This window comes from Chryseobacterium kimseyorum, assembly GCF_025971945.1.
Lineage (GTDB): Bacteria > Bacteroidota > Bacteroidia > Flavobacteriales > Weeksellaceae > Chryseobacterium > Chryseobacterium kimseyorum.
Map to the genome: position 1 here is coordinate 74,681 of NZ_JAPDHW010000011.1, position 26,014 is coordinate 100,694.

The 26,014-nt window shown below is 35.1% G+C and carries 29 protein-coding genes and 1 pseudogene; 18 read left to right on the forward strand and 12 right to left on the reverse strand.

The window, feature by feature from the left end; genetic code table 11:
* Positions 1 to 220 precede the first annotated feature (220 nt).
* On the forward strand, positions 221 to 598 hold the full coding sequence (locus OMO38_RS15225) for a hypothetical protein (protein WP_264751043.1): 378 nt from the start codon (positions 221 to 223) through the stop codon (positions 596 to 598).
* A 343-nt stretch (positions 599 to 941) separates the two neighbouring features.
* On the forward strand, positions 942 to 1,712 hold the full coding sequence (locus OMO38_RS15230; protein WP_264751044.1) for a hypothetical protein: 771 nt from the start codon (positions 942 to 944) through the stop codon (positions 1,710 to 1,712).
* A gap of 91 nt (positions 1,713 to 1,803) precedes the next feature.
* Here the strand turns inward: OMO38_RS15230 and OMO38_RS15235 are convergent, their stop codons facing one another.
* Positions 1,804 to 4,536, reverse strand: coding sequence for a M16 family metallopeptidase (locus tag OMO38_RS15235; protein ID WP_264751045.1), 2,733 nt, complete (start codon positions 4,534 to 4,536; stop codon positions 1,804 to 1,806).
* Positions 4,537 to 4,685: 149 nt separating this feature from the next.
* Between OMO38_RS15235 and OMO38_RS15240 the strand changes: the two genes are divergently transcribed.
* Together OMO38_RS15240 and OMO38_RS15245 are read left to right on the forward strand one after the other, a co-directional pair.
* Positions 4,686 to 5,396: a Dph6-related ATP pyrophosphatase gene (locus OMO38_RS15240; RefSeq protein ID WP_264751046.1), complete on the forward strand. Its 711-nt coding sequence runs from the start codon at positions 4,686 to 4,688 to the stop codon at positions 5,394 to 5,396.
* A gap of 51 nt (positions 5,397 to 5,447) precedes the next feature.
* Positions 5,448 to 6,542, forward strand: a complete 1,095-nt coding sequence (locus OMO38_RS15245) for a serine hydrolase domain-containing protein (RefSeq protein WP_264751047.1) — start codon at positions 5,448 to 5,450, stop codon at positions 6,540 to 6,542.
* Between the two features lies 1 nt (position 6,543).
* Here the strand turns inward: OMO38_RS15245 and OMO38_RS15250 are convergent, their stop codons facing one another.
* From OMO38_RS15250 to OMO38_RS15265, 4 genes are read right to left on the reverse strand one after another with little or no spacing between them, the layout of a single operon-like run.
* Positions 6,544 to 7,272, reverse strand: a complete 729-nt coding sequence (locus OMO38_RS15250) for a hypothetical protein (protein WP_264751048.1) — start codon at positions 7,270 to 7,272, stop codon at positions 6,544 to 6,546.
* Between the two features lie 11 nt (positions 7,273 to 7,283).
* On the reverse strand, positions 7,284 to 7,559 hold the full coding sequence (locus tag OMO38_RS15255; protein ID WP_264751049.1) for a hypothetical protein: 276 nt from the start codon (positions 7,557 to 7,559) through the stop codon (positions 7,284 to 7,286).
* 44 nt (positions 7,560 to 7,603) lie between these two features.
* Positions 7,604 to 7,894: a hypothetical protein gene (locus tag OMO38_RS15260; RefSeq protein ID WP_264751050.1), complete on the reverse strand. Its 291-nt coding sequence runs from the start codon at positions 7,892 to 7,894 to the stop codon at positions 7,604 to 7,606.
* Positions 7,891 to 8,214: a PadR family transcriptional regulator gene (locus OMO38_RS15265; protein WP_264751051.1), complete on the reverse strand. Its 324-nt coding sequence runs from the start codon at positions 8,212 to 8,214 to the stop codon at positions 7,891 to 7,893. Before OMO38_RS15265 ends, OMO38_RS15260 begins: the two co-directional genes overlap by 4 nt.
* Positions 8,215 to 8,311: 97 nt before the next feature.
* Here OMO38_RS15265 and OMO38_RS15270 point away from each other — a divergent pair.
* The 6 genes and pseudogenes from OMO38_RS15270 to OMO38_RS15295 form a co-directional block, all read left to right on the forward strand.
* Positions 8,312 to 8,641: pseudogene (locus OMO38_RS15270) on the forward strand (2'-5' RNA ligase family protein); the annotation flags it as partial.
* 255 nt (positions 8,642 to 8,896) lie between these two features.
* Positions 8,897 to 9,451: a crossover junction endodeoxyribonuclease RuvC gene (gene ruvC, locus OMO38_RS15275; protein ID WP_264751076.1), complete on the forward strand. Its 555-nt coding sequence runs from the start codon at positions 8,897 to 8,899 to the stop codon at positions 9,449 to 9,451.
* 131 nt (positions 9,452 to 9,582) lie between these two features.
* Positions 9,583 to 10,653 carry a DUF4407 domain-containing protein gene (locus OMO38_RS15280; RefSeq protein ID WP_264751052.1) on the forward strand — a complete coding sequence of 357 codons (1,071 nt, stop codon included), beginning with the start codon at positions 9,583 to 9,585 and terminating at the stop codon, positions 10,651 to 10,653.
* A 106-nt stretch (positions 10,654 to 10,759) separates the two neighbouring features.
* Positions 10,760 to 10,957 (forward strand): KTSC domain-containing protein, encoded by a 198-nt coding sequence (locus OMO38_RS15285; protein ID WP_264751053.1) that lies wholly within the window; start codon positions 10,760 to 10,762, stop codon positions 10,955 to 10,957.
* Between the two features lie 29 nt (positions 10,958 to 10,986).
* Positions 10,987 to 11,454 (forward strand): redoxin domain-containing protein, encoded by a 468-nt coding sequence (locus tag OMO38_RS15290; protein WP_264751054.1) that lies wholly within the window; start codon positions 10,987 to 10,989, stop codon positions 11,452 to 11,454.
* A gap of 5 nt (positions 11,455 to 11,459) precedes the next feature.
* Positions 11,460 to 11,978 carry a DsbA family protein gene (locus OMO38_RS15295; protein WP_264751055.1) on the forward strand — a complete coding sequence of 173 codons (519 nt, stop codon included), beginning with the start codon at positions 11,460 to 11,462 and terminating at the stop codon, positions 11,976 to 11,978.
* Positions 11,979 to 12,049: 71 nt separating this feature from the next.
* Here the strand turns inward: OMO38_RS15295 and guaB are convergent, their stop codons facing one another.
* The 7 genes from guaB to OMO38_RS15330 form a co-directional block, all read right to left on the reverse strand.
* Positions 12,050 to 13,510 carry an IMP dehydrogenase gene (gene guaB / locus OMO38_RS15300; protein ID WP_264751056.1) on the reverse strand — a complete coding sequence of 487 codons (1,461 nt, stop codon included), beginning with the start codon at positions 13,508 to 13,510 and terminating at the stop codon, positions 12,050 to 12,052.
* Positions 13,511 to 13,663: 153 nt separating this feature from the next.
* A complete protein-coding gene (locus OMO38_RS15305) occupies positions 13,664 to 14,164 on the reverse strand; it encodes a DUF4252 domain-containing protein (RefSeq protein ID WP_264751057.1) in 501 nt (166 codons plus the stop codon).
* Between the two features lie 14 nt (positions 14,165 to 14,178).
* Positions 14,179 to 15,447 (reverse strand): DUF4252 domain-containing protein, encoded by a 1,269-nt coding sequence (locus OMO38_RS15310; RefSeq protein ID WP_264751058.1) that lies wholly within the window; start codon positions 15,445 to 15,447, stop codon positions 14,179 to 14,181.
* Positions 15,448 to 15,513: 66 nt separating this feature from the next.
* Positions 15,514 to 16,173 (reverse strand): hypothetical protein, encoded by a 660-nt coding sequence (locus OMO38_RS15315; RefSeq protein ID WP_264751059.1) that lies wholly within the window; start codon positions 16,171 to 16,173, stop codon positions 15,514 to 15,516.
* Complete coding sequence (locus OMO38_RS15320) at positions 16,148 to 16,657, reverse strand: RNA polymerase sigma factor (protein WP_264751060.1); 510 nt, start codon at positions 16,655 to 16,657, stop codon at positions 16,148 to 16,150. Before OMO38_RS15320 ends, OMO38_RS15315 begins: the two co-directional genes overlap by 26 nt.
* A 97-nt stretch (positions 16,658 to 16,754) precedes the next feature.
* Positions 16,755 to 17,915, reverse strand: coding sequence for a GlmU family protein (locus OMO38_RS15325; protein WP_264751061.1), 1,161 nt, complete (start codon positions 17,913 to 17,915; stop codon positions 16,755 to 16,757).
* Positions 17,916 to 18,120: 205 nt separating this feature from the next.
* Positions 18,121 to 18,372: a type B 50S ribosomal protein L31 gene (locus OMO38_RS15330; protein ID WP_047445187.1), complete on the reverse strand. Its 252-nt coding sequence runs from the start codon at positions 18,370 to 18,372 to the stop codon at positions 18,121 to 18,123.
* Between the two features lie 262 nt (positions 18,373 to 18,634).
* Between OMO38_RS15330 and OMO38_RS15335 the strand changes: the two genes are divergently transcribed.
* The 8 genes from OMO38_RS15335 to OMO38_RS15370 all read left to right on the forward strand — a co-directional run bounded on the left by OMO38_RS15335 (position 18,635) and on the right by OMO38_RS15370 (position 25,618).
* Positions 18,635 to 20,047, forward strand: a complete 1,413-nt coding sequence (locus tag OMO38_RS15335; RefSeq protein WP_264751062.1) for a hypothetical protein — start codon at positions 18,635 to 18,637, stop codon at positions 20,045 to 20,047.
* A 14-nt stretch (positions 20,048 to 20,061) separates the two neighbouring features.
* Positions 20,062 to 20,259, forward strand: coding sequence for a hypothetical protein (locus OMO38_RS15340; protein ID WP_264751063.1), 198 nt, complete (start codon positions 20,062 to 20,064; stop codon positions 20,257 to 20,259).
* Positions 20,259 to 20,585, forward strand: a complete 327-nt coding sequence (locus OMO38_RS15345; RefSeq protein WP_264751064.1) for a nucleotide pyrophosphohydrolase — start codon at positions 20,259 to 20,261, stop codon at positions 20,583 to 20,585. Before OMO38_RS15340 ends, OMO38_RS15345 begins: the two co-directional genes overlap by 1 nt.
* A gap of 85 nt (positions 20,586 to 20,670) precedes the next feature.
* Positions 20,671 to 21,891: a 3-phosphoshikimate 1-carboxyvinyltransferase gene (locus tag OMO38_RS15350; RefSeq protein WP_264751065.1), complete on the forward strand. Its 1,221-nt coding sequence runs from the start codon at positions 20,671 to 20,673 to the stop codon at positions 21,889 to 21,891.
* A 6-nt stretch (positions 21,892 to 21,897) separates the two neighbouring features.
* A complete protein-coding gene (locus OMO38_RS15355; RefSeq protein ID WP_264751066.1) occupies positions 21,898 to 22,392 on the forward strand; it encodes a hypothetical protein in 495 nt (164 codons plus the stop codon).
* 9 nt (positions 22,393 to 22,401) lie between these two features.
* Positions 22,402 to 23,082 (forward strand): hypothetical protein, encoded by a 681-nt coding sequence (locus OMO38_RS15360; RefSeq protein WP_264751067.1) that lies wholly within the window; start codon positions 22,402 to 22,404, stop codon positions 23,080 to 23,082.
* Positions 23,082 to 23,876, forward strand: a complete 795-nt coding sequence (locus OMO38_RS15365) for an SDR family oxidoreductase (protein ID WP_264751068.1) — start codon at positions 23,082 to 23,084, stop codon at positions 23,874 to 23,876. Before OMO38_RS15360 ends, OMO38_RS15365 begins: the two co-directional genes overlap by 1 nt.
* A 137-nt stretch (positions 23,877 to 24,013) precedes the next feature.
* Positions 24,014 to 25,618 carry a BamA/TamA family outer membrane protein gene (locus tag OMO38_RS15370; protein ID WP_264751069.1) on the forward strand — a complete coding sequence of 535 codons (1,605 nt, stop codon included), beginning with the start codon at positions 24,014 to 24,016 and terminating at the stop codon, positions 25,616 to 25,618.
* Positions 25,619 to 26,014 lie beyond the last annotated feature (396 nt).

Consider the following 26,014-nt stretch of genomic DNA (forward strand, 5'->3'; position numbering starts at 1 on the left):
TGTTTTAAACATAAATCAAACCTCAAGGAAATTTCTTTGAGGTTTTTTCTTAATTTAGATTCAAATAAAAACTGTAAGAATGAAAATTATTCAAAATAGAAATCTTGTTGAAGAACTTGGTAAAACTTGTCAAAACACAATGAAAAGTTTTTGAACTAGTAGAATTAAACTTTATATTTAAAATAGCATGCAACTAAAAATAATATTTACATTCTTTATAATGATAACAATGTGTGGTGATAATATTGTTAATGCCAGTGATAAAAACACATATCATATAAATACAGAATTATTAGATAAAAATACGGTTAGAGTGAAGTTTAGCTTTTCAAGAAATAACGCCGGATGTGGAATCATTAAAAATGCTAACTGCTATGAAGTTGAAGTTGTTGACATCTCAAATCAAATTTTGTATGGTAAACTTCTCAGATTATATGTGATTTGCCCCGAGATACTTAACGGTATTTTACATAAAGAATATTACAACATCAAAATTACAAACGATATGACAAGTTTGGAAAAAACAGTTAATATGAGCTGTTCGAATAATCTTAAAAACCAAAATATCAGAGAAGCTCTTTTATTAAATATCGAGTAATCATGTTTTTCCATCGATGAAAGGTGGATCGTCACCGACCGAATTGTTTTATAATTTCCGTAGCTGTGATGGAGAAAAGTGGAAGAAGTTTTAAAGAGCTTTACAACAAGCGGCCAGCAATTAGCAGAATTCCTTCTATGTGATGATGGATGCCGTGAAATACTGCTCACTTGCGCCGATTACCAACGCTTTGTTTGAAGTGGGTGGGAAGTATAGAAGAAATATGTAAGTCCGTAGCAGGACTGGCGGTTTTAATACTAAATTTTTAAAATCATAAATCAAACCTCAAGGAAATTTCTTTGAGGTTTTTTCTTACTTTTACGCTCACATAAAAACAATTAAAATGATGAAATATTTTTTATTCCTTTTTGGAATTATTTTCAGTGGACTTTTTAATGCGCAGGAAGCTGACAACAATCTTCAGGGTTATTTTATGACCAATTCCTCAGAATCTCTGTATTCTTATTTTGCTTTTGACGGTAATGGAAAAGTAGATATTGCAGGATATGGAAAGGGCGACTATTTTGTAAAAAATGATTCTGTGATCGTCTTTCCGGACAAAGATATCTTTATTTTTAAAATGAATAAAAATCGTCTGAACGGGATTTCTGATTGGGTGAAAAACACCAAATGGGATTTGAAGAAAGACAGTATTGCTGAAAATAACAGGAAAGATGATGCTTTGGCTAAGAAAAATGCGCAACTTCTCTATGAATATTACCAAAAAACCAGAAAGAAAAGCAATGATTTGGGAAGACTTTTTGATGAAAGTGCTATGGGAAATTACACCAAAACCATTAATGATCTGTGCAGTAAAGGACTTACCAAAGCCTGTATGGAGAAATTCGGTTTAATGGTGATGGAAGACGTTGGCGGAATGGGTGCTGTCTTAACAAGCAAAACGAAAAAGCCCAAACTCAATCCTGAAATCATCAAACTGGGACAGAAAATCATCAGCATGGGTGAGGTGGAAGGCCATACCGTTTTAGGAAGTTATTATTATAGTATAGGCGACAAAGTAAAAGCTGAAAAAGAATGGCAGAAAGGCACAGATGAAGGAAGTACGAAAGCAGCGATGGTGCAGTTCGAAGCTGAAATGTCGGAGGCTCAGTAAGTATTTTATTTTTAAATATCTCAAGCAACAAAAAAAGGTCGGCGCAAAAATTTATTTTGCGCCGACTCTTGTTTATATTATTACTAGGAAATTATTTTTTATTAAAATCTCCCGCAAAAACTGAAGTCATCTTATCTTCACTGATGTATCTTTTCAACACTTCGTTCACCTGACCGACTTTTAATGCTTTTACTTTTGTTTCCAAAGCATCATAATCTTCCAAAGGAACTCCATATTGCAATTGCTGGTTAACCAATGTCATTAAAGATCCGTCGGTACCCAAATTGGTTTTTCTGGAAGTCAGCCAAGAGTTTAGATTAGACTTGAATTCATCTTCCGTGAAACCTTCTTTCACCGCCTTGTTTACTTCCTCTTTCAAAGCGTTGTTGACGTCACTTTTCTTTGTCGGGTTAAAAAATGAATACCAACCCCAGGATGCCACATCATTGATTACCGGTACGCTCATGTAAGAACCGGCTCCGTAACTGATTCCTTCCTTTTCACGTAGTCTTGTAGGAATTCTTGAAGTTAAAAATCCTCCGCTACCCAACATTTCGTTCGCAATTAGAAGGGCAGGATAATCAGGACTTTTTGTATCCATTGTGAAGCTTATCTTTCCTACGGCAGCGGCGTTCTCCTTATCCGGTGTTATAAAATCTTTATCCTGTTTTTTTGTTGCAAAAAGTTCAGGTTTTACATATTCATATTTCGATTTTGAATTCCATTTACCAAAGGTTTGTTCAAGCATCGCTGAAGCGGTTTTTACATCTAAATCTCCGACCATACTTCCCACTCCGTTATTGCTTCCCAAAATTTTATTGTAGAAATCTACAAGATCTTCTCTCTTCACTTTTTTGTTGTTGTCAATCTGTTCTTGAGTAGAAGATGTGTAGTAGATGCTTTCTTTAGGATAAGCTTCCGTCATTTTTTCGATTTCGGTAAAGGCAATGGACTGTGGATCGTTCAATGAACTTTCAAGATAGGTATTGTATTCATTTACCGTTTTTGCCAGTTCAGCTTCCGGGAAATTAGATTCAGTAAGGATTTCTTTAACTAATCCCATTACTTTAGGTAAATTTTCTTTGTAAGTGCTGACGTTAACGTATAAAGTCTGCCCGCCGAATCCGAAACTCACATTCGATTTCCATTGGTCAAGCATATCCTGAATCTGCTCCTTCGTATGCGATTTTGTTCCGGTTTTCATAACCTGTGCCATCAGAGAACCGACGTGAGATTTGCCTTTTAAATCATTAGCATTACTTACCGGAAACCTGAAGCTTCCAACTACTTTTCCGCCTTTTATTTCTTTTTTAACAATACCATATTTCATCCCGTTGCTTAATTTACCTTCCGTAAGATTAGCTTTAAGATTTTTTATGCTTGATTCAAAAGGTGCAACTTCTTTTTCAAGAGCCTTACCTTTATAATCTTTTGTAAGTGCTGCAATTTGTTCGTCAGAATATTCCAGATTTTTGACTCTCACCTCATCTTTCGTTGGGATGAAAATTCCGATTGTTCTGTTATTGTCTTTAAAATATTTATCAGAAACTCTTTGAACATCGGCTAGCGTTAATTTCTCTATATTATCACGGTAAAGCATTGATAATTTGTAATTTCCGGCACCTACAATCTCAGTTAAACTGATTGCTAAATTAATCGTATTATTTTTCGTGTTTTCAATCTGTTTCAGGATTTTAGCTTTTGCTCTTTCAACATCCTGAGCAGTGTATTTTATTGCAGTGATTTTACTGAGCTCTGTTCTGAAATCATTCTGTACAGCTTTAATATCTTTATCAGCAGGCACTTCCAGTCCAAAATACATAAACGCAGCATCTCTCACCGTAGGCTGATAAGAATAAACAGACGCAGCTTTGCGGGAATCAATCATCGCTTTATATAAATATCCTGAAGGATCTGAGGTAAGAATCTCTGATAGAGCATCCAGAGCTGCATAATCTTTATCTGCGTAAGGAGCTGTGTGATACAGAGCACCTACAATTTTACTTTCTCCGGAACGCTTTAATTCCACAAAACGCTCACCATCCTGAGCCGGCTCTACAGTATAAGGCTGATCGAGCACTCTCGCCGGTTTTGGAATAACTGAGAAATATTGTGTAACATAATTAAGCGCCTGTTTCTCATCAAATTTTCCGGCAACTATCAAAGTAGCATTATCCGGCTGATAAAATTTCTCGTAAAACTTTCTCAACGTTGGTGCTTTTACTCTTTCGATATCTTCTTTGCTACCGATGGTACTGTTTCCGTAGTTATGCCATAAATATGCTGTCGAAACGATACGTTCCATCAAAACACTACCCGGATTGTTTTCTCCAATTTCGAATTCATTTCTTACAACAGAAAATTCTTTATCCAAATCGGTTTGTAAAATCGTTGCATTGACCATTCGGTCAGCTTCCATTTCCAAAGACCACTTCAAGTTTTCATCGCTGGATGGGAAGATTTCATAGTAATTGGTTCTGTCGTACCACGTCGTACCATTGGCATTTCCACCTTTATCAGATAACTGCTTTTTAATATCACCTAATTTTTTGGTACTTTTAAACAGCATATGCTCGAGTAAGTGCGCCATTCCTTTTTCTCCGTATCCTTCATGTTTAGAACCAACATTGTAAACAATATTTACAATCATGTTACTCTGTGAGGCATCAGGAATTAAGAGAACTTTCATGCCGTTACTGAGCGTGTATTCTTTAATACCTTCAGTGTTGCTTACAAATTTGGGAGTTTCAGTTTTTTGGGAAAATACAGGATTGATACTGCCGGTAAAAAAGAGGACAGCAGTACCCAATAAAAAATTTTTCATGTAATTATTTTAAGGTTTTAAATTTATAAAATTTTTTAATGTCACAAATAGATATTTCACCTTGCTGATGATTTTTTTAATTAATGAGATATTTAAAATACCTCGGACTGCAACTTTTTCATATCATAATTTAATATTAATATTGCGACATGAAACCCAAATCCATCTTCAACTGGAGCAGCGGAAAAGATTCTGCTCTTGCCTTATACAAAATTTTAAAAGAAGATCATTTTGAAATTACCTCTCTCTTAACAAGTATCAATCAGGAGTTTCAAAGAATTTCGATGCATGGTGTATCTGTTTCATTATTAGAAAAACAAGCCGAGAGTTTAGGATTTCCTTTAATTAAAATGGAAATACCCAGAGAACCGTCAATGGAAGAATATCAGAAAATTATGTCTAAAACCATGAAGGAGATCAAATCTCAAGGCATTACCCATTCTGTTTTTGGAGATATTTTTCTGGAAGATTTAAAAGAGTATCGCGAGAAACAACTGGAAAAGATCGGAATAGAAGCCGTCTTTCCATTATGGAAACAGAACACTGGCAAACTCATCCATGAATTTTTAAATTTGGGCTTTAAAACGATTGTCACCTGCGTCAATGAAACCTATCTCGATAAAAGTTTTGCCGGAAGAATTATTGATAAGAACTTCCTGAAAGGCTTACCTGAAAACGTTGATCCGTGTGGCGAAAATGGAGAGTTTCACACTTTCACTTTTGATGGTCCGATTTTTAATAAGCCAATTGCATTTGAAATCGGTGAAACAGTTATGAAGACGTATCTTAAACCAAAATCGTCAGAGAATGATGAAGACGGAGAATATGTCTTTTGGTTTAGTGATTTGATTCCAGAATAATTGATTTTTCAGAATATTAATTTTTTTTATATTTTTAGCAAAACAAACTAAATGCTGAAAAAATCCTTCCTTCTATCAACACTGTTCATCTTAATTCTCTCCTGTCAAAAACCTCAAGAAGTAGCTCCAATTGATAAAAAAGCCATCGCCGATTCTGCTGTTGCGGTTTATCAAAAAAAACTTTACACTCTTCAGCTCGATTCTGTATTTTCAAAATACACGTTTAATGGCAGCGTGGCCGTCTTTAAAGATTCTGTAGAAATTTTTAGAAAAAATAACGGTTTCTCTGATTTTAAAAATAAAAAAGAAATAGACCACCAAACCGTTTTTGCCATAGGATCTGTCAGCAAACAGTTTACTGCTGTCCTGATTTTATTGAAAATGGAAGAAGGAAAATTAAATCTGGAGGATAAGGTTTCAAAATACTTAAAAGAATTTCAGACTAAAGATTACGGCAACATCACCATTCATCAACTTCTGAATCACACTTCCGGACTGAATAATTTTGGTGAAAAACTATTATTTAAAAGTGGATCAGGTTTTAATTATTCCAATGACGGCTTTAATGCTTTAGGAAAAATCATTGAACAGGTTTCGCGGAAATCTTATGATGAGAATGTGATAGATTTATTCAAAAAAATCGGAATGAAAAACTCTTCCACGGGAAATCTTTTTGAAGGAGAAAATTTTGCAGGAGCTTATTTGGGGAATGAGAAAAATTTTGAAAAAATCGCCAACATGCCCAAAAGATTAGGTAATAAAGAAATCGGAACCGCTGCTGGCGGAATTCTCTCAACAATCGATGATCTTCATCTTTGGAACAATTCTCTCTACTCAGGAAAAGTGATACAACCGGAAACTTTAAAAAAATTCTTAAACAAAAGCGCCGAAAGACAACATCCGATTTTCGGGAAAATGGGTTACGGTTACGGAATTATGATGAATACAGGAAAACCTTTGGCGTATTTTCACAGCGGTTACATTAAAGGATCGCCTTCGCTCAATATTTATTATCCTGAAACCAAAACTTCAGTGATTATTTTATCAAATATTGCCGATGAAGAAAAAGGGAAAAGCAATACGTTCAAACCTCATCGTGAGATCAAGAATTTTACGGATATGATGGAGAATGTTTCTTTCAACTAAATCAATCAGCTTCTGAAACTTTGATGAAGTTCTGAATTTTCTGTAAAGACTTTTTATGCTCAAGGAAATTGATAATTGCAAAAACTACTAGCGTTTGCAGCAGCAAAGGAACAAACAGCATAATAAAAAAAGGTGTAAGACCACTATTTCCTTCTTTTAAAAATAAATAAGTATATGCTTTACCATTACCGTTTACTCCCTGAATCATTGTCGTAATACTGACAATTATAAGTCCTAAATTCTGTTGGTACATTGAGTAAAATATTTTTCCTCTGTACTTAAAATCTTTTTTAAAGTATTTCCAAATTTTGTAATTGCTTAGTATAAAGAAAACAGGTACAGCAATGAAAAAAGCATTCTGAATTTTAAAAAACAACTTGAAAGTTTCTTCATTTGGAGAAATGTAAATCAGTAGCAAATTTAAAACAAAAGAAATCGCAGCAATGGAGATTGCTTTTTTAAAGATTTTTCGATAATTTGCTTTTACAATTTTTTTGAAAATAGCAGGTATATGCTCAAGAGAAAAAGCAGAATATGTTGTCATTTTAAATTCAGGTTCCCAAGCAATTTTAGTTTTAAAAAAAGCCTGATCAAAACTTAGATTTTCATAAATTTGAAGATCTGAAATCTGGGAAATCATATGATCACGAACTTCCAGTAAAATATCTAATGGAAGTTTATTCAAAATCAGATATTCGTCAATCTGCTTCTCTTCTGCTGAGGTAATCATTTTTAAACTATTTAGATTAAGACATTTACTTTTTTACTTCTGAAATACAGCAGTTGAATTTGGACGAATCCAGTGTAGATGCTAAAAACTTTAATGATTTCAAAATCCCCAAAAAGTTCACCTTGGGTAAAATAACCTACCACTAAAAATAACATACATCCTAAAATCAGGTTTTTCAAAATCAAAGGATGAAAAGTCAATTCAATGTATTCTCTGAACTTCATTTTTCTGAATGCAAAATTGTATAAAAGCATGAATAATGAGACAACACCTAAACTGATTTGCATGATGTAGAAATAATCATTGAAAAATAAAAATGCAGCTAAGCCAATCAGAGAAAGACATATTGATGAAAAAATGATGTTACTGAACCTGGATTGCAAAACCGTCTTTTCAATTCTCGCAATTTTTTTGAATGATAAACATCAGCATTCACCATTTCCAGCTCATGTTGCCAGGAAACTTTTGTTTTAAGAAATGCTTCCTGAAAACTGAAGTTTTCTTGCACCAGTTCTGAAATTTGGATTACAAAATGATCATAGACTTCGTTTAAAATAACAGTGCTGAGATTTTTTCTTCGCAGGAAATCTTTTACTTCCTGCTCCTGAAACTTGTTCATCATATATTGAAAATGGTATTTAGATTGAATAAATAAGATTTCATTTCGGCTTCCTGATCGGCTTGCTGTTTCATCCCTTTCTCAGTCAAAAGATAATATTTGCGGTCCCTGCCGTTTATTTTTTGAATTTCAGAGATAATCAAACCGTCACCTTCCAATTTGTGCAACAAAGGATACAGAGCGCCTTCTGTCATTTCCAGCTCCCCCTCTGTCAATTCCTTTGCCCGCTGGGTCATTTGGTAACCATACATCTTCACCTCTTTTGAAAGTAATTTCAAAATGATGTTCTGCAAAGTTCCTTTATAAAGACTGTTTTTTTTCAATTCGTAATTTTATACATAACAAATCTATGTATAATTTTCTTATGTATCAATTTTTATTGAATAATTTTTAAAAACTTATTTTTACGGTATGAAAAAAATGTATTTCATAGCCATCTATCCACCGCAGGAAATTATCGATAAGGTAAAGATCTATAAAGAAGATTTAGCTTTAAACTTTAATAATTCTAAAGCTTTAAAAAATGATGCACACATTACTTTATTTCCTCCGTTCAACAGAACTGTAGATTTAGAAAGTGATATTCTGGCGGCCTTTCATAAAATCGACACCAACGTTTCTCCATTTGAGATTACCCTGAACGGTTTCGGAAGTTTTCCGAATCCTAAAAATCCGGTTCTGTTTATAAAACCAGAAGAAAATGAACATTTGAAAGATCTGCATTTGAGAGTAAAAGAAAAATTTAGTTTTACAGAATATTCCTTCAACCCTCACATAACCGTAGGATACAGAGATTTGAGCTGGGAAAATTATTTAAAGCCTGGGGAATCTATCAAGAAAAAGAATTTAAAACTAAATTTATCGTTGACAGGATTTCACTTCTACGCCATGACGGAAAATGGATTTCGATCGCTGAAAAAATGCTTGAACACCGATAAATTTATATGTAAAGATTACAATAATACTTTCACTGAAAATGCAGAAACACTTATCTTTGATGCGATGATTTCAACAGAGAAAATAATTTTAGGTATTGACCCAGGAACTGCCATTATGGGTTTCGGACTTATTTCGGTAAAAAAGGGAAAGATGGAAATGATTTCCATTCATGAATTAATTTTAAAAAAATATCCCAATCACGAAACAAAACTGAAATATATTTTCGACAAAACCTTAGCCTTAATCGATGAATTTCATCCAGATGAGGTTGCTTTGGAAGCTCCATTTTTTGGTAAAAATGTACAGTCGATGCTGAAACTAGGACGTGCCCAGGGTGTTGCGATGGCAGCAAGTCTCCACCGGAATATACCTATCACAGAATATTCTCCAAAAAAAATAAAGATGGCCATTACCGGAAACGGAAATGCCAGCAAAGAGCAGGTTGCGGGAATGCTGAAAAACCTTTTAAATCTTAAAGAATTTCCTACGAAATATTTGGATGCATCTGATGGACTGGCTGTCGCAGTCTGTCACCATTTCAACTCCGGAACTATTGCTGATACAAAATCTTACACAGGTTGGGAGAGCTTTCTAAAGCAAAATCCTGATCGGTTAAAATAAATTTCACCCATTATAAATAAAACATTGAAATTCAATAGATTGCTTGCTCGATGATGATTACTTGGTAAAACATATTACTATTTGTAACATTGGTATGATTTTTTATACTAATTTTGTATAAATTTTCAATAATGAAAAACATTCAACAAACTATAAATCAGAACAGTCATTCAATAAATTGGTTTCAAAAATTCCTGATGATCTGCTCTGGAGGAAACATTCACATCCTCAGAAAAACGCCCAGCGAGTGGAATAAATTTTCCGGAATCGGTGGAATTGTATTATTTACCGCAATTTTTGCAACCCTTTCGGCAGGCTACGCAATGTTTACGATTTTCGATGATATCTGGATCTCGGTGGGATTTGCAATTTTGTGGGGCTTAATGATCTTTAATCTTGACCGATACATTGTTTCGTCGATAAAAAAAACAGGAACATGGTGGAATCAGATTTTGATGTCGATTCCCAGATTGATCTTAGCAACATTTTTAGGAATCATTATCTCTAAACCATTGGAGCTGAAAATTTTTGAAAAGGAAGTCAACAAGCAATTGAATACCATCATTCAAAGAAATAAAAAACAGCTTCAGGGTGAAATGAGCGGAAGAATTCTTCAGCAGAGCGGGCCTTTTGACACCGAAAAAAAACAGATCTCTGATAAAATCGCACAGTATCAAAAATCTTATGACTCTGCTGCTGTAGAACTTGAAAAAGAAATTCTCGGTACAAAAACCGGACTTACGAGTGGTAAAGAGGGCTTCGGCTCTAATGCCAAAAGAAAACAGGAACTGAAAGAACAGCGAAGAGTTGATCTGGAAAATTATCAGAAGCAGGCAGCTCCGCGACTGGAATATTTAGATAAGGAAATTTCGAAAGTTTACACCAATTTAGAAACCGAAAGAAAATCAACAGAAACGATTGAGGATAAATTTAACGGTTTTGCTGCCAGACTTCAGGCATTGGATGAGCTGGGGAAAAATTCAGCAATTATCGCGACCGCAGCTGCTTTTATTATGGGACTTTTTATCTGTCTTGAGATTTCTCCGGTTTTGGTTAAATTAATTTCACAGGTAGGGCCTTATGATTATCTTTTAGAAAAAACTGAAAATGATTTCAGACTGTATTCAAAAGAAAAGATAGAAAAAGGAAACTTTCTCACCGATTTCAGGATTGATGATTTTAAAGAAAATCTAAAAAAATAATTTCACTACAGGCCTTTCAGTTTTACTGAAAGGTTTTTTTATATATAGTCGGTTTTAAATTTATGTTAAATACTGCAAAGGGAATATTTTTTGTATCCAGTCATGCATGCCTTCGAGTGTCGTCAATCATTATTTCTACATTCCTGAAACTGAAATATTAAGAATTATATATCAGTCAGGCTCGATTTATGATTACTTAAAAGTTCCACAGGGAATCTTTGATAAATTCAGGGCAGCAAAATCTAAAGGGCAGTTTTTAAATGCTGTTATTAAGAGAAAATTTAAATTCAGAAAAATATCCTGAATCAATATAAACCACCACAAAATATTATTATGATACTAGAAAAAGGAACCTCAGCTCCCGACTTTGAACTTAACGCAACTCCTGATCAGAAACTGAAACGTTCAGATTTTTCAGGGAAAAATTTAATTTTAGTTTTTTATCCTGCAGACTGGAGTCCCGTATGCGGAGACCAGGTCGTCCTGTATAATGAAATGCTGAGTATTTTCCATAAATACAGTGCGGATATTGTTGGAATCTCTGTTGACAGCTCCTGGTGTCACGACGCTTTCAGTTCAGACAGAAAACTACATTATCCTCTCTTAGCAGATTTCAATCCGAAAGGCGAAGTTTCAAAAGCTTACGGAGTATACAATGAAGAAAACGGGACTTCACAGAGAGCTTTATTTGTCATTGATACGGAAGGAATTATCCAATGGAGTTATCTGTCTCCAGATGGAATTAATCCGGGAGCAGACGGAATCATCGAAGCATTAGAAACATTAACAAAAAATCAATAAATATTATGTCTTTAACCATACCAGTAAGTGAAAATGATCATATAGTAGGTGATCCCAATACCGCAAAAATAGTTCTTGTAGAATATGGAGATTACGAATGCTCACACTGCGGAGATGCATTTCCGATCGTTAAAAAATTTGTAGATGAAAACAGAAAAGAGGTAGCTTTTGTTTTCAGAAACTTCCCTCTAAAAGATGCTCATCCAAATGCAATGGCCGCCGCTGCAACAGCAGAAGCATCTGCAAAACAGGGTAAATTCTGGGAGATGCACGATCAGATTTTTCAGAGCCACGCAGATTTAAGTGAGGAAACGCTGGCGCAACTTGTGGAAGCAGTCGGACTTGACCCTGATGCTGTAAAAAACGATATCGAAAGTGCAGAACTGCAGAATAAAATTGAAGAAGATTTCGAAGGCGGCGTGAGAAGCGGTGTTAATGGTACTCCATCATTTTTTGTCAATGGTGAAAAGTGGGAAGGCTATGACGGAACTGAAGAATCTCTTTCTTCTTTGCTGTCAGAATAAAGATCCATTTAAACGAAATAAAAAACTCACAGAAAAATCTGTGAGTTTTTTTATTTATGTATGACGATTAATTATAAAGAATAATTCGGAGCTTCTGAAGTAATGATAACGTCATGTGGATGAGATTCTTTCAATCCGCTTCCTGTGATCATTACCATTTTGGTGTCTTTCTGTAGAGCTTCAATATCTTTTGCTCCACAGTAACCCATTCCTGCTCTAAGACCTCCGGTCAATTGGAAAATTACATCTTCTAACTTCCCTTTGTGCGGAACTCGACCTTCAATACCTTCAGGCACGAATTTCTTAGCCTCACTCTGGAAATATCTCTCTTTTCCACCTCTCTTCATTGCCGAAAGACTTCCCATTCCCTGATACGCTTTAAACTTTCTTCCCTGATAGATAATTTCTTCTCCTGGAGATTCATCAGTTCCTGCTAAAAGTGAACCTACCATTACAGCTCCTGCTCCACTTGCGATCGCTTTTACTATATCTCCTGAAAGTTTAACACCTCCATCAGCGATTACGGCTACATTTTTAGATTTAGCATATTCGTAAACATTGTAAATTGCTGACAACTGAGGAACACCGACACCGGCAACAACTCTTGTCGTACAGATAGAACCGGGACCAACACCTACTTTAAGCACGTTAGCTCCAGCTTTGATCAAATCTTTTGCTGCTTCAGCGGTTACGATATTTCCACCTACCAAATCCAGATCCGGATATGCTTTTCTGATTTCTGAAATTTTATCCAAAACTCCTTTAGAATGTCCGTGGGCAGAATCGATAGCAATAATATCTACTCCAGCTTTCACCAAAGCAGCAATTCTATCCATTGTATCTTCACCTACTCCAACTCCGGCACCTACCAGTAAGCGCCCGTTTTCGTCTTTGTTTGCGTTTGGATATTCTAACTGATTATCGATATCTTTAATAGTAATTAAACCTACCAGCTTATAATCTTTATCTACAATTGGAAGTTTTTCAACTCTGTTTTTAAGAAGAATTTCTTTAGCCTTTTCCAGGTTTGTGCTCTTGTCAGAAGTAATCAAATGCTCTTTGGTCATGATTTCTTCGACTTTCATATCAAGATTTTCCTGATATTTCACGTCTCTGTTGGTAATAATTCCAATTAAAACATTATCCGGATCTACCACCGGTAGACCAGAAATTTTATATTTAGCCATTGTTTCTTTAGCCTGAGCCAAAGTATGATCTTTTGTAAGAGTCACAGGATCAGAGATCATTCCGTTTTCTGAACGCTTTACACGGTTTACCTGTGCAGCCTGCTCAGCAATCGTCATGTTCTTGTGTATGAAACCTAAACCACCAACTCTTGCCAAAGCAATAGCCAGTTCGCCTTCCGTAACCGTATCCATTGCAGCGGAAACTATCGGAACATTAAGCGTGATTTTATCGGTAAGTCTTGATTTTAAAGAAACCTGATTAGGTAAAACTTCTGAATAAGAAGGTACGAGAAGAACGTCATCGAAAGTGATGGCTGTCTCTACAATTTTGTTATGAATAGACATCTTTACTTTCTTGCAAAATTAAGGCTTTTTAGCGAGATACGAAAATGCTTTTTAATAGTTTAAATAAAACTTAATAATCAATATTTTATATTAAAAAAGGCCGCAATCTAAAAGATTGCGACCTTCCACAATATAAAAATAAGTTAATATGAATTATTTATCTGAAACATTATTAATCATCATTGAAATGTCATCAGCAGTGAAACTTCCTTTAACATCTACGAAGACCAGTTCTTTATCTGAGTTTACGGTAATCAGCATATTTTTGATAGACTCGCCTTTCTGCTTCACTCTTACATTAACGTTATTGCCGTCATGTTTAATGGTTGCCCAGTCTTCGTAATTATTGTTGTTTAAATAATTGGAATAATCATTGAGCATTTTTTTGTTTCCGTTTTCGACGGTCATAATTTTTATTTTAGACACTTTCTTTACGAGATCATATACCGCTTCGCTTTCTCCATCTTCTTTCAGTGCTCTTTTGATGTAAGGCTTCGCAAGAAACAGCGGAACATTAAAACTCACGAATCTGGCTCCCTGATAATCATAATCTGCATTCGAAAAGAATTCCATATTCGGTTTTTTCGAAACTACGCAAGACTGCATGAAAGAAAGGGCAAAGATGGCTATTACTACAATTTTTAGGATTTTCATGGCTTCTGTTTTAATTAATTGATAGATGAAAGACTTCCCCCTGACGTTTTACTCACATCAGAATCAATTTTAGGATTTCCTCTGTATCTTACCGAACCTCCTGAAGAGGCTTTCACTCTCATCTTATCTGTTACATTTACAGAAACACTGCTTCCTGATGTAGATTCCACTTCTGCGTTATTGATTCTTAAACTTTCCGCTTTTACAGCTGCTCCACTGCTCACATCAATCATCCCTAAATCTGAATTTCCTTCTAAGCTGACACTTGAACCGCTGGAACTTTTAACCATAATTTTGCCTGAAGTAATGCTTGCCTTGACAGTAGAACCTGAGCTAACCCCAAAGTCGATGGTATTGTTTACTATAAACTTTCCGGCAACATTCGATCCTGACGAAGCATCAATTTTCACATTATTTTCTCTAATAGAATTCACAACATTGAAAATAGAACCTGACGAAGTCTTGATATTATTCATATTTGGAGAAGAAATATTGACGCTTAAATTTTTAAATTTCATCTTCTTGGCGCCCTTATTATCGATGTAGATCTTTAAAACGCCATTCTCCACTTTTGTAATGATATTCTGGAGTTTATCAGAATCTGCATAAACTTTCACACTGGTTGCATTTTCCTGTTTGAAAACAACATTTACTCCTGTGCTTACTTCTATTCCTGAGAAGTTACCCACATTTCTGTTTTCACCATTTAGATAAGACGAATCACTGTCAGCATTAAAACTGTTTTTTACGGTTGTTGTGGTTGAAGAGCCCGTTTGAGTTTCTCCGGAATTTATAATTTTGTTGACGTCATCCATTGAAAGTTTTCCATCCAGCATCACCAGAATATTCTCGCCGTTCCCGCTGTCTATTCTTAAAAGAATATCTTCAAGAATTCCGTTTTTGGCTTCGGAAGAAAGAAATTTAACTTTGCTGTCCCCATTTTTCACAGACATCATCTCGCTGTAATTCATGTTTTTGAGGTAAGACGTAATTTCTTTATTCAGCTGATTGAGATTATTTGAAGATTTTCCGTCTTCAGGACTTTCTGTAATCAGAACTTTTAATCCGTCGATTTTTGCAAGCAGAGGTTTAATCTGATCCAGTTCAGAATCTGCAATATTCAGATTGCTGAGCATTCCAAACATAGGCTTGGCAATTTTGATAGAGGTAACACCTTCAACTTCCTGATACTTATCGAATAGCTGATCCAGTTTTTCTTTCTGCCCGTACACATCGAAAAAATGTGAAAAAGCGAGCGCGAATATGATGAATATTTTTTTCATGACTTTAATTTAAATTTAGTTGACTACAAGCGCCTGATCAGTTGCGTAATCTATAATTGATTTCTGTTAGTATTCTACATTGTCCATTACTTTGGGTTGAGCCAAAGCCTGATTCATGTTGTTGGCCACAACCTGAAAGGAATATTTTGTAACGTTGATTGCCTCTTCTACATTATCGATTCTTTTACCATTTACGATAACATAAGAATCTCGGTAACCGGTGGAATCTTTAATATTTTGAACTCCGGTATTGTTGACATATCTTGGTTTGGTTTCCTTTTTAATTCTGCTTTTCTTTGAGAGAATTTTATCTAAAACATCCACTTCAGCCAAAGAAACTTCCTGAAAGATCGAATCTTTTTTCTCACCCGAAATTGAGTCGCTGCTCAGTACAGCAACCTGAGTCTGATGCTCGTGATTTTCTTTAATGAAATCAGATTTTTGCTTTTGAATTTCATTTTCAACCAATTGCGCCTGATCTTCAACATTTCCGTTTTGATCAAGGTTAAAAATAAATCCGGCACTGACAAGCAAAATTATACTCGCAGCCATCCAAAACCATTTTGGAAATGAAGGTTTGGCTTTGCTTATCGGAATAATGTCAGCTTCATCACTGGCACTATTCTCTGCTTTCTGAAGAAAATCTTCAAAATCCCAGTTCATTTTTTCTTCTTTTAAGTCTTTGAAGACTTCTGTATATTTATCCTGATATTGATCGTTGTTCATAGCTCATCAGTTGTGAGATTTGTTCTTTTACTTTTTGTCTTGCCCGCATAAGATTCACTCTTACTGCATTTTCTTCCATTTCCAGCATGGTGGAAATTTCAGACACATCATACTCTTCTACATCTTTCAAATGGATGACCATTTTCTGCTTCTCAGGAAGCTGATTGATAAAACCAATGATCTGTTCCTTCAGATTGTTCACATCCATACTGTAGAGTTCCGACCGGTGAAGCTGCAGATCTGCAAAACCCAACTGCACGTCGTGGTGTTTCAAACGGTTGAGGCATTCATTTTTCACAGATTTCAATGCGTAAGATTTAAAATTTCCAAACTGCTCCAGCTCATCTTTCTTCTGCCAAAACTTGATCATTAAATCCTGCACCACATCTTCTGCCTCATCACTGCTCATGACAAATCTTTTCGCAAAACGATACATCTCATCTTTGAGAATGAAAACCGTATTCTTGAAAGTCTCTTGGGTCATAAGTTTGTTTCTATAAGTAAGACATCTAAAAACTGAAATATATTACATCCAAAACAAAAAAACTTCAAAAAAGTTTGAAGTTTCATTATAATACGCGCTAATATTCGTCGAAAATATGTTTTAAAATTGCCTTGTCATCGTCTGTCAGCGGCAGTTTTCTTCTTGCCATCACTTTCTCGGCAACTTCGTAGGCTTTGTCTAATTTAAATCTTTCATCATCTTTAAATCCGCCCCAAGAAAAGCTTTCAATAAGATTCGGCGGAAATCCTTCTCTGAAAATATTGGAAGCTACACCAATCACTGTTCCTGTATTTAACTGCGTGTTGATTGCGGTTTTAGAATGATCTCCCATAATCAGACCGGCAAATTGCAATCCTGTATCTTCAAAATGTTTGGTTCTGTAATTCCAAAGTTTTACACTGGCGTAATTATTTTTAAGATTAGAAGAATTGGTATCTGCACCCAGATTACACCATTCGCCGATCACAGAATTTCCTATAAAACCGTCATGACCTTTATTAGAATATCCGAAAATGATAATGTTATTCACTTCGCCACCCACTTTAGAATGAGGTCCAACAGTGGTTGCACCGTAAATTTTTGCGCCTAAATTAAATTTAGACTCTTCACACAACGCTATCGGGCCCCGCAGATTACAGCCTTCCATCACTTCTGCATTTTTCCCGATATAGATTTTACCGGTTTTGGTATTGATGGTAGAAAATTCTACCTGAGCTCCTTCTTCAATGAACAGATCTTTTTTATCACCTAAAAATCCGTTGGTGGAAGACAATTCCTGAGAAGTTTTCCCCTGGGTCAATAATTCAAAGTCAAAATCGATGGCTTTATCATTATAGGTAAAAAGATCAGTCGGTTTTTTAAAGAAAATAAGTTCTTCTTTGATATCGGTCATTTTCTCAATCTGATTCAGAGAAAAACCTTTCATATTGATTCTTGCAGCAATGAGCTCATCTTCATACACCAAAGCTTCGCCCAACTGTAAATCTTTTATCTGCTGAACAATGGTGTGGGTCGGTAAAAAATTAGTTACCAGAAAAAGACTTTCTACATCTTCGGGATTTTTAAATTTACCCTGAAGATAATTTTCGGTGAAAAAAGAAACGTCTGTATTTTCTAAAATTTTCTGCCACCTTTCAGAGAAGGTTAAAATTCCGCATCGCATTTCTGCTACAGGACGGGTAAAAGTAAGTGGAAGAAAATCTTCCCAATATTGTGCATCGGAGAATACGAGTTGCATTTTTTTAGATGTTAGTTGTTAGATGTTAGACGTTAGATATTTAAAAGCTTGAAGTTTCACGGCTTTATTATCTAATTTCTACTCAGAGCAAAAATACAAATCCTGAGATTAATTTTGGCTACGGAAATTTTAATTGTGAAAAAATTTAACCATAAAAAAAGTCTCCCAAAATTTGGAAGACTTTAAATATTTTTAAAACAAAAAATTACTTAGAGAATTTCTTGTATTTATTCATGAACTTGTCTACTCTACCTGCAGTATCAACTAATTTAGTCTTTCCTGTGTAGAAAGGGTGAGAGCTAGAAGAGATTTCCATTTTGATCAATGGGTACTCTACACCTTCGTGCTCGATAGTGTCTTTAGTGTCAGCAGTAGATTTTCCTACAAATACCTCGTCGTTACTCATATCTTTGAAAACAACAAGTCTATAATTTTCTGGGTGAATTCCTTTTTTCATAATACAATTTTTTAAAAAAATTAAAGTTTTGCTTTCGAAATAGTAATGGTATTTCTCTGCTAAATTTTAGGTTGCAAAAATACAATATTTTTTATAATATACAAATAGTTATGTAATAATTTTTCACAGATTACAAATAGTCTGGTATAAAGTAATTTCAAACCGCCTCAATAGCATACGACAGTAAAAACAATAAAACCGGAACATATGAAAATTGAAGTATTTTCGTTAAATTTGAAATCTATATTAAATTTTACTTTCGATGAAATTCAAATTACTTCTGTTTTGTTCTTTCTGGGTACTTGTTTTTGCCGTTTCGTGTAATAAAGATGAGATCTCTTTTGATGCACCTTCCCAGGAACTGAGTTTTTCGAGAGATACTGTATTTTGTGATACCGTTTATCATCAGGTAAGGTCTGAGACCTATGCTGTGAAAGTGTACAACAATGAAGATAAAGATATTATGATCCCAAGAATCAGTCTTGAAAAAGGGGCTGCTTCTTTATATAAGATTAATGTTGACGGAAAAGCCGGTCATGATTTCACCAACGTTCCACTAAGAAAAAAAGACAGCCTGTATATCTACGTTGAAATTGCCCCACAGGCTACTGGCCCTGAGGCAATTGCAGAAGACCGTGTGGTTTTCACGAGTCCGGCAGGACAGCAACATGTCACTTTATTCTCTGTCGTTCAGGATGCTGAATTTTTTATACAGACTCCTACAAACCCCAATGTTTTAAGCAGCAATACTACATGGACTAACAATAAAGCAAAAATCATCTACGGTGATCTCACAATAGATCCAAGTGTAACTTTAGACATCCAGGCTGGAACGAAAGTATATTTCCATAAAAACAGCGGAATGAAAGTAGCTGCAGGAGGAACTTTAAACATCAACGGAACTCAAAGCGACCAGGTTATTATGCGTGGAGACAGAAATGATTCCTACTACGATACCATTCCAAAAAACTGGAACTCTATCAGAATGGCGGCAGGTTCTCTTTTAAATATGAATCACACCAGACTTTTCGGCGGAACAAGAGGCCTTGAAATGAAACAGGCCAGTGCAATTATCAAAAACTCGTTCATCCACACTTTTCAGGAATACGGAATTTACGCAGTTGCTTCTGAGATAAATGGGAGTAATTTGGTAATGAATAATTGTGGTGAAGCCGCAATCGGGATTTTCAAAGGTGGAAATCACACATATACTCACTCTACCATTGCCAACTATTCAGCAACGATGGGATCTCTTAACCGCTTGGGGATTTTCGCAACGAACGAATGGAAAAACGAAAGTGGGCAAACCGAGCAGGGCGCATTGCAGAATTTAAATATCCTGAACAGTATTGTATACTCAGACAGAGACGATTCCGTAAACTTTGAACAGACGCCAGGACAGCAGTTTCAGTACCGTATTCAGAATTCTTCTATAAAATACGCAGGAGCTTCTGGTTCAGGCTTTACATTTGATAACAATCCTATGAATGTGATTCAAAGTATAAAAAATGAAGATCCGAAATTCGTGAATTATTTTGCTGCTCAAATGAATCTTCGTGTGAAAGCAGATTCTCCGGCAAGAAATAAAGGTGCAGTTTCAATTGCAGCAACCGTCCCGACGGATATTGTCGGAGCTACAAGAACTACAAGTCCGACTTTGGGAGCTTATCAATAATTTAAAGTGTAGAAATGGATTTTAATATCTTCAAAATTGCTAGTCTACTTATTCTTATTGTAGTTTACTTAGCTGTGAGAAAGTTTTTTAAAAGAGTTGCCAACTTCACAGAAAAATTGGGACAATCAAATACTCAAGAAAGAGAAGACGAAATAGAAAAGCTGAATGCCAAAATAAGTATATTGGAGCAACAGATTAATCACAAATCTTAATGGAAATTACAAATCTGCAGCAGCAAGTCGATGAATGGATCAAAACCATTGGCGTCCGTTATTTCAATGAACTGACGAATCTGGCAATGCTGACCGAAGAAGTTGGCGAAGTTGCAAGAATCATTGCCAGAAGATACGGCGAACAGAGCGAAAAGGAAAGCGACAAAACCAAAGATTTAGGCGAGGAATTAGCCGATGTTTTGTTTGTAACCTTATGTTTAGCCAATCAAACCGGGACCAATCTACAGGAAGCCTTTGATAAAAAAATGAAAGTGAAAACTGATCGCGACAAAGACCGGCATCAGAACAATGAAAAATTAAAATAATGTAGGAAGTGAGATGACAGAAGCCGGAAGTTTAAAACAAGATTTAAACTGCCAGCCTCCTACCTCCAGCTTCCGGCTAAAGAATATGAAGTTAGAAAAATCAAAATTAACAGGAAATAAAACCATACAAATCAGCGGTTCGAAAAGTATTTCGAATCGTTTATTGATTTTAGAAGGTCTGTTTTCAAACATACAGATTGGGAATTTATCCAATTCTCAGGATACACAATTATTAAAAAAAGCACTGTCTTCGGAGTCTGAAACTGTTGACATTCATCATGCAGGAACGGCGATGCGTTTTCTGACATCCTATTATTCAATTCAGGAAGGTAAAACGACCATTCTTACCGGTTCAGGAAGAATGAAAGAAAGACCGATAAAAAATTTGGTAACCGCTTTACAGAATTTGGGAGTTGAAATTGAGTATTTGGAAAATGAAGGTTTTCCACCGTTGAAAATTACTGGAAGAAAGATTACTGAGAAAAAAGTGAATGTTCCTGCAAATATCTCGAGCCAGTTTATCACATCTCTCCTGCTGATTGCCGGAAAACTGGAAAACGGTTTGGAAATTAATTTAGTAGGCGAAGTGACTTCAAGGTCATACATCGAAATGACACTCAATATTTTAACCCGTTTTGGAATTAAAAATAATTTCGAGGGAAACACAATCAAAGTAGAATCCGTCATCAATCATCGATCACCAACCATCAATTATGAAGTTGAAAGCGACTGGAGCTCTGCGTCATACTTCTACTCATTCGCTGCGATTGGAAGAGAAACGGTTCATCTGAAAAGCTTTTACCAAGAATCCACACAAGGAGATTCTGCGATTGCAGAGATTTATGAAAAGTTTTTTGGGATTAAAACTATTTTCACGGAAGGCGAACATAAATTGACTCTTCAACCTATTGAGGATTTTCATTTTCCTGAAAAGATTGTTTTGGATATGAATAACTGTCCGGACATCGCACAAACACTCTGCGTAACCGCGGCAGCATTGAAGATTCCATTCGAAATTTCTGGATTGGGAACTTTAAAAGTTAAAGAAACCGATCGACTAGCAGCCCTTCATAATGAATTGAAAAAGCTAGGAACAGAAACGGAAATTACAGATTTGACGATAAAATCTTTAGCGTTTAAAAATGCGGAAGAAAATATTTCGATTAAAACCTATCAGGATCACAGAATGGCGATGAGTTTTGCACCGTTTTGTCTAATAAAAGAATTGAATATTGAAGATGAAAATGTGGTAGAGAAATCTTATCCGATGTTTTGGGAAGATTTGGAAAATATTTTGACAAATTAGACTCATATGAAAAAGTACATCTTCATCTTAACGTTTTTAATTCCGGCAACATTCTGGGCGCAATATCTTTTACCTAACGAAGAAGTTGTTTATTCATTTGAAACTAAAAATGGAAAGCGAATGTCTTTGGTTAAGGATAAAAAGAACGGATACATTCAGTACCGTTTTGGCAGCAAAAACAAAGTTGAAATGGAATTTCCTGCAGAAAGAACGAAAGAAAGCTGGAAGAAATTTCATTACAACTCGTACATGAGAGGCGGCGGAAAAGACAACGCCGGAATGGAAATCGATAATCTTTTATTTAAAAATAATGGATATGAATATGTTCTGTTCAGAGCGTATCATTCTGAAGGAAACGATTACTCTGCGGGAATCATCATCAAAGACAGCAAAGGAAAAGAAAGCAGAATTTCAGGAAATTACAAAACTGTAAAAGGATGTATCTGTAATTTGGAAGATACAGGAATGATTGAAAAAGAAGATATCGGATTGAGTTTTTAATCATTTTTTATGAAAAATTTCTTTACGCTCTTCACAATTTTACTTTTCACAATTTCCCAATCTCAGGAATTGAAAGATCTCGTTGTTCCTAAAGATTATGTAAAAATTGCTGAAACAACAGGAGATTTGGATAAAGATGGAATTGACGAAACGATAATTATTTTTGATTCTCCTAAAAAGGTGGAATCTTTTTATAATCGTAAAAGCCCACAAAGAGAACTTTTCATATTGAAAAACAGTAGTGGAAAACTTAAAATCTGGACAAAAAATTCAACCATAATTTTACCAAAAGAAATTGGATTTTCACCAGAATCTAATCCTTTGCCGGAAATAACAATAAAAAAAGGGACTCTGATTGTTACACAATCATTCAGCACAAACTCAAGACATACACAGACTTACAAGCATACCTATCGTTATCAAAACGGTGATTTTCATTTGATCGGTTCACTTCAGAACTTTGATGACACCTGCGAATTCAATATGTATGATGAAATTAATTTTTCAACTGGAAGAGCAATCGTGGATCAAAAATATTATCCCTGTTTTCAGGAAGATAAAATAGCTCCAGCCGCAGATTTTCATAAAGAATTTAATTATAAGCTTAAAAAACTTATAAAAATGAATAATTTTAAGCCTGGAGAAAATTCAATTAAAATTCCTAATTCAGATAAACATTTACAATACTAATGTCACAAACAATCATCATCACCGGAACATCCTCAGGAATCGGTTTCGTGTTAGCGGAATATTTCGGGAAGAAAGGTCATAAAGTCTACGGTCTGAGCCGAAAATTTACCGAAAGCTCCTACTTTAAATCTATCCCGACAGATATTACAGATAACAATGCTGTTCAGAATGCCATTGCAGAAGTTTTAAAAACAGAAACAAGAATTGACATTCTGATCAACAACGCCGGAATGGGAATGGTGGGTGCCGTGGAAGATTCTACAAAAGAGGATATTCTACAATTATTTAATCTGAATCTTGTCGGTGCCGTTCAGATGATGAGCGCAGTTTTACCAAAAATGAGAGAGAATAAATTTGGCAAAATTATCAATGTTTCGAGTATCGGAAGTGAAATGGGGCTGCCTTTCCGTGGATTTTATTCAGCTTCAAAATCTGCTTTAGACAAAGTGACAGAAGCCATGAGATATGAAGTTTACCCATGGAACATCGACGTCTGCTCGCTTCACTTGGGCGATATTAAAACCAATATCGCAGAAAACAGAGTAAAGACTTTAGTTTCAGAGCCGTACGCAAATGTTTTTGAAAAGGTGTACGCTCTGATGAATTCTCACGTTGGCGACGGAACCGAACCTTTGGAAGTCGCTGAATATGTTGATCAACTTTTAACTAAAAAGAAGTGGAAAGCTCATTATTATTTCGGTAAATTCGGCCAGAAAATCGGAGTTCCTTTGAAATGGATATTACCGCAGGGAACGTATGAGAATTTAATGAAGAAGTATAATAAACTGTCTTAGATTCAGTTATTACAGTACATTTAAATCCTCCTAAATAAAACAGCATCTTTGTTATTCCTATTGAACCTGAACATTGAGAGAAAATTCTCTGCCTGGAATTCTATGGAATGATGAAAAAAGTAGCACTTTATTATTAGTTGAAGTTATTTCTAAACATATTTTTTATCCTGTTCTGCGTTTTTACACAAGCGCAGAAGAAGTATTATTTTCTGATTGATTCTGAAACGAAGGTTAAGAAAAAGGTAAAAGATTCTGTTTCTGCAGTAAAATTTCTCGATTCTCTGGCGCAGAGTAATTACTTTTTTACCGAATTGAAAGACGTGAAAATAAAAGGCGACAGTACGGAAATTATCTACGATAAAGGAAAAAACTTCAATGAAACTTTTGTTACGCTTTCTGATTCTATTGTTACGAGATATAAAATTGAACGTGATTTTTTTACCAAAAATTTAGATTCTACAAAAAAGGTCATCAATAAAAAATATATTGACGAAGGTTTTGCATTCAGCAGAATAAAATCAAAATATAAAGGTCAGAAAAACGGGTATCCGATCGTTGAGTTGGATATCAGCAAGAATAATAAGCGAACCATTGACGGTTTTGTTGTAAAAGGATACTCCAGAGTTCCTAAAAGATTTATGAAAAATCTTGAAAAAGAATTCAAAGGCAAAACATACGATGATAAAAACCTGATTTCAATTAATAAAAATTTTCAAAGCCATGCCTTCGTAAGTCTTGAACGGCCTCCACAAACACTTTTCACTAAAGATTCTACGCAGATTTATCTTTTCATGGAAAAGAAGAAGACGAACAGTTTTGATGGAGTGATTGGTTTTGGAAATGATAAAACAGAGAAATTCACCTTAAACGGAACGCTGAATGTGAATTTTAGAAATATGTTCAACGGTTTTGAAACCGTTAATTTATACTGGCAGAGAAACCCGGACAAAGGTCAGAACTTTGATCTCCAGGCAGACATTCCCTATTTATTTAAATCAAATGTTGGTTTGAATATGAAGGTGAATATCTTCAGACAGGATTCTACTTTCGCCAATGTAAAAGCACTTCCGGCATTGTATTATCACATGAACAGCCGGAATAAAATCGGGTTGAGAGGAACTTTTGAAAGCTCTACAATCATCGATTCTCTCTACGTTCAGGGAAAAGATTACAACAAAAAAGGAATCGGAATCTGGTTTGAAATGATCGAACCTACAGACATTGATTTATTTCTTTACAAAACCAAAATCAACGCAGGATATGATTATCTTACGACAGTTTATACCAAAGATAATATTACTGCTCCGCAAAATCAGTTCTACTTTTTCGGGGAACACAATTATCATATCAACGGAAATCATTTTCTCAACATCAAAGCCGAGGGTGCCATGATGGATTCAAAAGTGGATTTCTCAGCCAATGAACTTTACCGTTTTGGGGGATGGAATTCTCTCCGGGGTTTCAACGAAAGTTCTCTAGCAGCAGATTTTTATTATTACGGAGGATTAGAATACCGTTATCTCATCGGTAATCAGGCCTTCTTTGATGTCTTTGGTCAGTATGGACAGCTGAACAATAAGTCGCTTAATGTAAAGCCAAAATTATACAGCGTCGGGCTTGGCTTTAACTTCTTTATTCCAATCGGCTTGATGAGTTTCCAATTATCAAACGGAAATGAATTTGGAAATCCATTTAAGTTTAATGATATTAAAATTCACTGGGGAATCTTAAGCAGATTCTAGCAAAAACATTTAGATTTTTATTTCGTTAAAAAATTTGTCGACATTAAGATACCAGAAACTCATTATTACTTTCAAAAATAGTGACTGATTATTTTGATCCGATTAAGATTTGCAGCGTGCATTTGATATGAACTATCTGAAATTCCGTTAAAAGATCATCGACCTCTAAAAATCAGGAACTACAGTTCTAAAATAAAATATCGCTCTTTCAAAATAAAGCTTTTTTCAAAACTCCTTCTGAAAACTTACGGAGACTGCTCAATAGATTAAATTACGATTCTCCTTTAAATTACTGCGAAAACATATCTTCGATTTTTTCTTTAAAGGTTTAAAATCCTAAAATCACATTTCCACCACATATTTTACACACTGAAAGTGGAGTTATTTTCACAAACA

Coding starts and splice junctions, on each gene's coding strand:
- OMO38_RS15345 (WP_264751064.1), top strand. CDS start 20,259: ATGGAAATTACAAATCTGCAGCAGCAAGTCGATGAATGGATCAAAACC.
- OMO38_RS15245 (WP_264751047.1), top strand. CDS start 5,448: ATGCTGAAAAAATCCTTCCTTCTATCAACACTGTTCATCTTAATTCTC.
- OMO38_RS15250 (WP_264751048.1), bottom strand. CDS start 7,272: ATGATTACCTCAGCAGAAGAGAAGCAGATTGACGAATATCTGATTTTG.
- OMO38_RS15280 (WP_264751052.1), top strand. CDS start 9,583: ATGAAAAACATTCAACAAACTATAAATCAGAACAGTCATTCAATAAAT.
- OMO38_RS15260 (WP_264751050.1), bottom strand. CDS start 7,894: ATGATGAACAAGTTTCAGGAGCAGGAAGTAAAAGATTTCCTGCGAAGA.
- OMO38_RS15230 (WP_264751044.1), top strand. CDS start 942: ATGATGAAATATTTTTTATTCCTTTTTGGAATTATTTTCAGTGGACTT.
- OMO38_RS15315 (WP_264751059.1), bottom strand. CDS start 16,173: ATGAACAACGATCAATATCAGGATAAATATACAGAAGTCTTCAAAGAC.
- OMO38_RS15325 (WP_264751061.1), bottom strand. CDS start 17,915: ATGCAACTCGTATTCTCCGATGCACAATATTGGGAAGATTTTCTTCCA.
- OMO38_RS15310 (WP_264751058.1), bottom strand. CDS start 15,447: ATGAAAAAAATATTCATCATATTCGCGCTCGCTTTTTCACATTTTTTC.
- OMO38_RS15235 (WP_264751045.1), bottom strand. CDS start 4,536: ATGAAAAATTTTTTATTGGGTACTGCTGTCCTCTTTTTTACCGGCAGT.
- OMO38_RS15225 (WP_264751043.1), top strand. CDS start 221: ATGATAACAATGTGTGGTGATAATATTGTTAATGCCAGTGATAAAAAC.
- OMO38_RS15305 (WP_264751057.1), bottom strand. CDS start 14,164: ATGAAAATCCTAAAAATTGTAGTAATAGCCATCTTTGCCCTTTCTTTC.
- OMO38_RS15285 (WP_264751053.1), top strand. CDS start 10,760: ATGCCTTCGAGTGTCGTCAATCATTATTTCTACATTCCTGAAACTGAA.
- OMO38_RS15340 (WP_264751063.1), top strand. CDS start 20,062: ATGGATTTTAATATCTTCAAAATTGCTAGTCTACTTATTCTTATTGTA.
- OMO38_RS15335 (WP_264751062.1), top strand. CDS start 18,635: ATGAAATTCAAATTACTTCTGTTTTGTTCTTTCTGGGTACTTGTTTTT.
- guaB (WP_264751056.1), bottom strand. CDS start 13,510: ATGTCTATTCATAACAAAATTGTAGAGACAGCCATCACTTTCGATGAC.
- OMO38_RS15290 (WP_264751054.1), top strand. CDS start 10,987: ATGATACTAGAAAAAGGAACCTCAGCTCCCGACTTTGAACTTAACGCA.
- OMO38_RS15355 (WP_264751066.1), top strand. CDS start 21,898: ATGAAAAAGTACATCTTCATCTTAACGTTTTTAATTCCGGCAACATTC.
- OMO38_RS15360 (WP_264751067.1), top strand. CDS start 22,402: ATGAAAAATTTCTTTACGCTCTTCACAATTTTACTTTTCACAATTTCC.
- OMO38_RS15320 (WP_264751060.1), bottom strand. CDS start 16,657: ATGACCCAAGAGACTTTCAAGAATACGGTTTTCATTCTCAAAGATGAG.
- OMO38_RS15350 (WP_264751065.1), top strand. CDS start 20,671: ATGAAGTTAGAAAAATCAAAATTAACAGGAAATAAAACCATACAAATC.
- OMO38_RS15255 (WP_264751049.1), bottom strand. CDS start 7,559: ATGCAAATCAGTTTAGGTGTTGTCTCATTATTCATGCTTTTATACAAT.
- OMO38_RS15240 (WP_264751046.1), top strand. CDS start 4,686: ATGAAACCCAAATCCATCTTCAACTGGAGCAGCGGAAAAGATTCTGCT.
- OMO38_RS15295 (WP_264751055.1), top strand. CDS start 11,460: ATGTCTTTAACCATACCAGTAAGTGAAAATGATCATATAGTAGGTGAT.
- OMO38_RS15330 (WP_047445187.1), bottom strand. CDS start 18,372: ATGAAAAAAGGAATTCACCCAGAAAATTATAGACTTGTTGTTTTCAAA.
- OMO38_RS15365 (WP_264751068.1), top strand. CDS start 23,082: ATGTCACAAACAATCATCATCACCGGAACATCCTCAGGAATCGGTTTC.